This window comes from Occallatibacter sp. (assembly GCF_049802275.1).
Lineage (GTDB): Bacteria > Acidobacteriota > Terriglobia > Terriglobales > Acidobacteriaceae > Telmatobacter.
In genome coordinates this window covers 1-5,384 of record NZ_JBARMD010000508.1, presented here as the reverse complement: position 1 = coordinate 5,384, position 5,384 = coordinate 1, and the positions used below count along the sequence as shown (strand labels likewise).

4 protein-coding genes are annotated in these 5,384 nt (G+C 59.6%); 2 read left to right on the top strand and 2 right to left on the bottom strand.

Going from position 1 to position 5,384, the window contains the following annotated elements:
* Window positions 1–194 precede the first annotated feature (194 nt).
* Window positions 195–1,940, bottom strand: a complete 1,746-nt coding sequence (locus WA354_RS17625; RefSeq protein ID WP_472814330.1) for a VWA domain-containing protein — start codon at window positions 1,938–1,940, stop codon at window positions 195–197.
* Window positions 1,941–2,175: 235 nt separating this feature from the next.
* Window positions 2,176–4,599, bottom strand: coding sequence for an ABC transporter permease (locus WA354_RS17620; protein ID WP_472814329.1), 2,424 nt, complete (start codon window positions 4,597–4,599; stop codon window positions 2,176–2,178).
* Window positions 4,600–4,787: 188 nt separating this feature from the next.
* Between WA354_RS17620 and WA354_RS17615 the strand changes: the two genes are divergently transcribed.
* Together WA354_RS17615 and WA354_RS17610 are read left to right on the top strand one after the other, a co-directional pair.
* Window positions 4,788–5,042: a hypothetical protein gene (locus WA354_RS17615; protein WP_472814328.1), complete on the top strand. Its 255-nt coding sequence runs from the start codon at window positions 4,788–4,790 to the stop codon at window positions 5,040–5,042.
* A 52-nt stretch (window positions 5,043–5,094) separates the two neighbouring features.
* On the top strand, window positions 5,095–5,340 hold the full coding sequence (locus WA354_RS17610) for a hypothetical protein (RefSeq protein ID WP_472814327.1): 246 nt from the start codon (window positions 5,095–5,097) through the stop codon (window positions 5,338–5,340).
* The last annotated feature ends 44 nt before the right edge of the window (window positions 5,341–5,384 follow it).

The window sequence follows — 5,384 nt, the reverse complement described above, 5'->3', positions numbered from 1 at the left end:
CCTTTCAAAACTGCATTTATGCAACCAGTTCTAGCGTCATGTCCCCGAAGTTCATTGAATAATTGGGGGATTGAAGAACGGCCCTCAGGGGCTATAAAAGCCCCGATCATTCTGCAGGCTTTGCGGCACGACTGAAGTCGTGCCCTGATACAAGAACAAAAGAAAGTTCTTTAACGAACTTCGGGGACAGGACACTAGTGATTCCTCGATGCCACAATCGCTGCCGAGGGTAAAGGAATCTCCAGCGTACCCGCCTTTCCTGATTGCCAGTCGTAGACGCCGGTTGCTAGAAACACATCCTTATCCGAAGGCACGTCGATTTCAAAGTGTGCGGGAACGCCGGAGCGTTGAATCGCCGCGTAAACGTCCGGAGCCAGGTTCATCGCGAGTGTTCCACCCTGCCAGTTCAGAGCGTGTCCATCGCGATCGTAGGCCAGCAACTCAACCTGGATCTTGCCTGTGCGCTTACCATCGACTGCCAATTGCAGCTTCACATCGGTCCACCGAATCATCAGATCTACGGCGTAGCGTTTGGTCGGCCCTGTCAGTTTGGCGTTCTTTCCGGCGCGGGCGGCATTTGGCTTTGGCTGTGGGTCCACAGGAGCCACCCGTGCACCGTAGAGGATTTCAGTGGAACTCGGTGCTCCGCGCAATAGCAGCGGCTGCAAGGCATTCGGAGTTGCCGCTGTCTTCTCCTTTGGCGAACTCTTCGACTCGGCTGGAGCGTGATCAGAATCGAGTGCGTAATACCCCTTCCGATAGGCCAGTGTGTATTTCGCTTCCGGGATACTCACTTCGATGCTCCGGAATTGTCCGTCCATCTTCGGATTACTCGGCGTGTAACTCAATGTGTAGAAATGAGAGCCATTGTCGATGGCGCGCGCAATGGCCTTGCTGAAGTCGTTGGTACCGGCAACCACCTCGCCTCCCGTCTCCGAGGCGAGTTCTCTCATCGTCGAGTAGTTGTCGGCGCCGTCCCTTATCTCCGGTAGATTTCCACCGGCCGGCAGGTACTGTTGATCGGCATCACTCCCAATCACGGTCTCTACACCGCGCGCACCAACTGGATAGATCGCGACGCGTGAAACGGTGAGAAGGTCAGCCGTTTCTTTTAACCTTGCGCTTTGAATTCGAATATTCTCTGCCGGCGCCAGGCCGCCTGTCCTCCGTCCAACCGGCAACGCGCCGTTACCGTTCGCAACTGGAAAGAATGCCATGGGAAATCGACTCGCGAACCAAATCAAATTCTTGCGGCCGGGGATCTTCGCCAGATAGCGAGCGATATTCTCGAGTCCCTCAGCCGTAACTGCAACGCGCTGGACAGACTGATACACTTTCTCGTTTTGCTGATCCTGCCTCAATGCGTCAATGCCTGCATCTGTGTGGCCGGGACCGCCTAACATCATTACTCTCCTATTCAATTCGGCTTGGTCATCCAGGTCATCCTTCGTCGAGTGGGAGAACGCGATGGTTTCCGGCCACACCCCGTTCTTCTTGTCCTGTAACGAAGCTAGCAATGTCGATGGGCTTCCGGTAAATCCCTGCACCAGCCGCAGATTGGCATCCAGGGAAAAGACGGCGAGGGGCGTGCCGGGTTTCATGGTCTTCAGGAACTCGAGAACTTGTGCTCGGACATAACTCTGATCGGTTTGCGGGGTATTCATGGCGTCCAACAGAAGCACATTGAGCGCATCGGCCTCTGGTGCGACCGGAACGTTTGTGAAGACATTCGGCGGCATCTTCGGAAGCTCAATGGGAACCACCGCTGCTCCTTTGTGTTCCTCAAAGAAGACGACGGATTCCGGCTTCCCATTCTCGGTCAACTTGAAGTCCTGCTGACGCAGTCCGGGCACGGGATTGCCGTGGCTGTCGGTTACGACTACGTCGACCAAAACGGCGCGCGCATTCGCCCGGAAGATCGGGGTCTGGTCCGAGTTCATTGATTGCGTGCTCTGCGCGGATATCCGCAGAGCGCAAAACGAGAGCAGGGCGATCGGGAAGAAGGGAAGAGAGAGCTGCCGCACAGCCACCTCGCACGACGGAAGTATAGACCGAAGCCGTGCCGTTGGCTGATTCCCCCCGGCAACGAGGTTCCGCTGCCGCTGACTCTGGGCTCTAATTGCGTCGGGTTCCCTCCGGGCATTTTGTGGTCGGGAGGGGATGAGCTTTCGGCGGTCATTCTTCGCGCAGGGTTGTGGCGGGGTCGATGCGGGCGATGCGGAGCGCGGGGATTGTGGCTGCCAGCAGAGTTACCGCCGCGAGCGTCCCTATCACCGCGAAGAGGCTGGGTGCGTCGTAGACACCTACACCGTAGAGGACGCTGCGCATCATTCGCAGCGTTATGAAGCAGAGCACGAGGCCCAGCGCCAGGCCTGCTCCGGCAGCGCGAATTCCGGAAGACGAGATGTGCGTCATGGCCTGGCGGATGGTGGAACCGAGCGCAATGCGGATTCCTATCTCGCGAGTTCTCTGCGTTACCAGGCTGGCCACGAGCGCGAATATGCCTACTGCGCTGAGCAGGAGGGCCAGACCCGCCATGGTGCTGAGCAGGGCCACCTCAATGCGTTGCATCGCGAGCGCCTTCGACTGGAGATCGCTCATGCGGTAGAAGCCGGAAAAGGGCAGACCGGGAGCAGCGGAGGAAAGGGCGCGCTGCATCTGCTCGGTCAGACCATTGACGGGGCCGCTGGTGCGCACGATCCAACTGGGCTGGAACCAGACGTGGACGAAGAGCATGGGCGCGGCAACCTGAGTGGCGGGCATGTAGATGGTTTCTTCGCTCTGGATGGGGGCGGTGGGGTTGAGGCCTGAGGAAAGCTGGGTGTCAGAGACGACACCTACGATCACAGCGTTCTTATCGATAACGAGGCCGACCGGATTGAGGCCAGGGAAGAACTTTTGCGCGAAGGCGGAGTTAATGATCACCACCGGCTGCGTGTTCGGTCCATCTGCATCGGTGAAGGCGCGACCGCGGCTGAGCGGCATCTGGAGCACGTCGAAAAAGCGGGGGGTGACGTAGACAACATCGGTGCCGACGGACTTGCCGTTTTGCGGGCCATCGTGGAGGAGGACTCCGTCGTTGAGCGTCCGTTCGTAGGGCAGAGTTAATCCCACTGCGGCGGATTCGACACCGGGAATGCGCTGCATGGCGTCGATGCTGTCAGTCAGGAGCCGGCGAAACGCGACCGGGTCATGGTAGCGGGCGTCGTCGAGGGAGGCTTTGGCGGTCATGACGCCGTTGGGATTGAAGCCGGGCGGCAGGGTTTCGAGGTAGATGAGGGAACGGATGAGCAGGCCGGATCCAGCGAGGAGCATAACGGTTAGTGCGACCTCGCCGGCAATGAGGGTCTGTCGTACGCGGAGAGACTGAACAGAGGAGGAGACGCGATTGGCGAGAGAGGAGCGGAGGTCGATGCGGCTCGTTGCGAATGCCGGCAGCATTCCGAATAGAAGGCTGGTGAAGAGCGTGACGAACGCAGTGAAGGCGAGTACGCGCCCGTCGAGCGGGACACTGGTCACGGGCAGGAAGTCTTCGGGGAGGAGAGAGAGCAGTCCGCGAAGAGCCGCGAAGCCAATGGCGATGCCTGCGATTCCGCCGAGGCAGGCGATGAGTAGGTTTTCGATCCAGAGCTGGCGCAGGATTTGCCACCGTGAAGCGCCCAGGGCCAGGCGAGTGGCGATTTCTGGAAGGCGCCGGGTCATGCGCACGAGAGTGAGTCCAGCGAGGTTGGCGCAGGCGATGAGCAGGATAAATCCGGCGGCAAGCATGAGGGCGATGGCGCGGGGACGCAGCTCGGAAGTCACGCCCTTTTGAAAGGGCATGGTGAAGAATTGGATTTTGCTGCCGGGGTTTTTGCTTTCGATCTGCGCGATGCGCGCGGCCCAGGCGCGGTTGAGTTCGGAGTCGGCCTGCTGCCAGGTTGCGCCATCGTTGAGGCGGAAGATGACGCCGAAGTTGGTGCCTTGCCCCTCGCCCTGGGGGCTGGGTTGGAGCGCGGTGAAGAGGTCGGCATTGAGGGGGGTGGTGGCGCCCTGAGGAAGTATGCCGATGACGGTATAGGGCTCGCCTTTGAGGTGGATGGTCTGGCCGATCAGACCGCGGTCGGAAGCGAAGATGCTGTGCCAGAGGTCATAGCTGAGGATGACAGCCTTCGGTCCTTTGGGGGCATCTTCAGCGGCGGAGAAGGCGCGGCCGACGGCAGGCCGGATGCCAAGTACGTCGAAGTAGCGCGCTGAAACGCGGCCAGCATGGACGTAGGCGATTTGCGAACCGGCCTGGAGATTTGCACCGCCGGCAAGGGCGGCGTAGACAGCGGAGGTGAGCGACGGTACGTTGTCGCGCAACTGTTCCCACTGGGTGCCGCCGATCCAGCGCGGCTCGTCAGTCGGGTTGGGACCCTGGTTGCGTTGGAAGAGGGTTCCCATGCGATCGGGTTGTGGATAGGGCAGGCTCTTCAGCATCAAGGCATTCACGATGGAGAAGATCGCGGTGTTGGCTCCGATGGAGAGCGCAAGTGTAACGACCACCGTGACGGTGAAGGCGCGATTGCGGACCAACTGGCGAACGGCGAAGCGAAGATTCTGACCTAGAGAATTCAAAAGAGCGCCTCCGACAGGAGATGAGGGAAACCAAGAAATAGTGTCGAGCATGCGAAGTGCCAAAGTCCAGAATCGGACAACCTGAATGGATCGTGCGGATATCGCGATCTGTTCAGGGCAACTGACTGCATTGAAATGTCCGGTTTTGGACATGCCGTACGCCAGCGGACGGCCGGGCGGATTCGGACATGCTGATGCGCGCGGCGGGATCGAGCCTCTTGTACTCAAGGGACTTTTACGAGGTGGCGAAGGAACGGCTTGAGCCGGGGGGGATCCTGGCGCAATGGCTGCCTTCTGGCGATGCGGCGGTGCAGGCCTCGGTGGCGCGCGCTATCGAGCAGTCGTTTCCCTACGTGCGCGTCTTCAGGCCGGTGGAGGAAACGGCTGGCATTTTTTGGCCAGGATGCAGCCTATCGCGGAGCGCGGATTTGAGGAACTGGTGAAGCGCATGCCGGCGATACCGTGCCGGCCATGATGGAATGTGGACCGGCAGCGATGCCGACAGAACCATTCGATCGCATGCTGCGGACGGATCTCACGACGGAGAAGCTCATCAGCCGCTCGCCGGGCACACCGGCGCTCGCAGACGACCAGCCCGTGAATGAATATGACATGCTGCGCCATTTTTCACACTATATGGGGTCGGGAATGCGCAACTGGAAGCCTGACCAATACGGCGCCAGTTCAAACCCTGCAGTCGCCGGGCAATCCTCTGAGGCGAGGAAGGAAGATGAGCAATGAGGCCTCAATTTGTTTGCAGTATTGAACGTTCAGGTTGCTGCTTG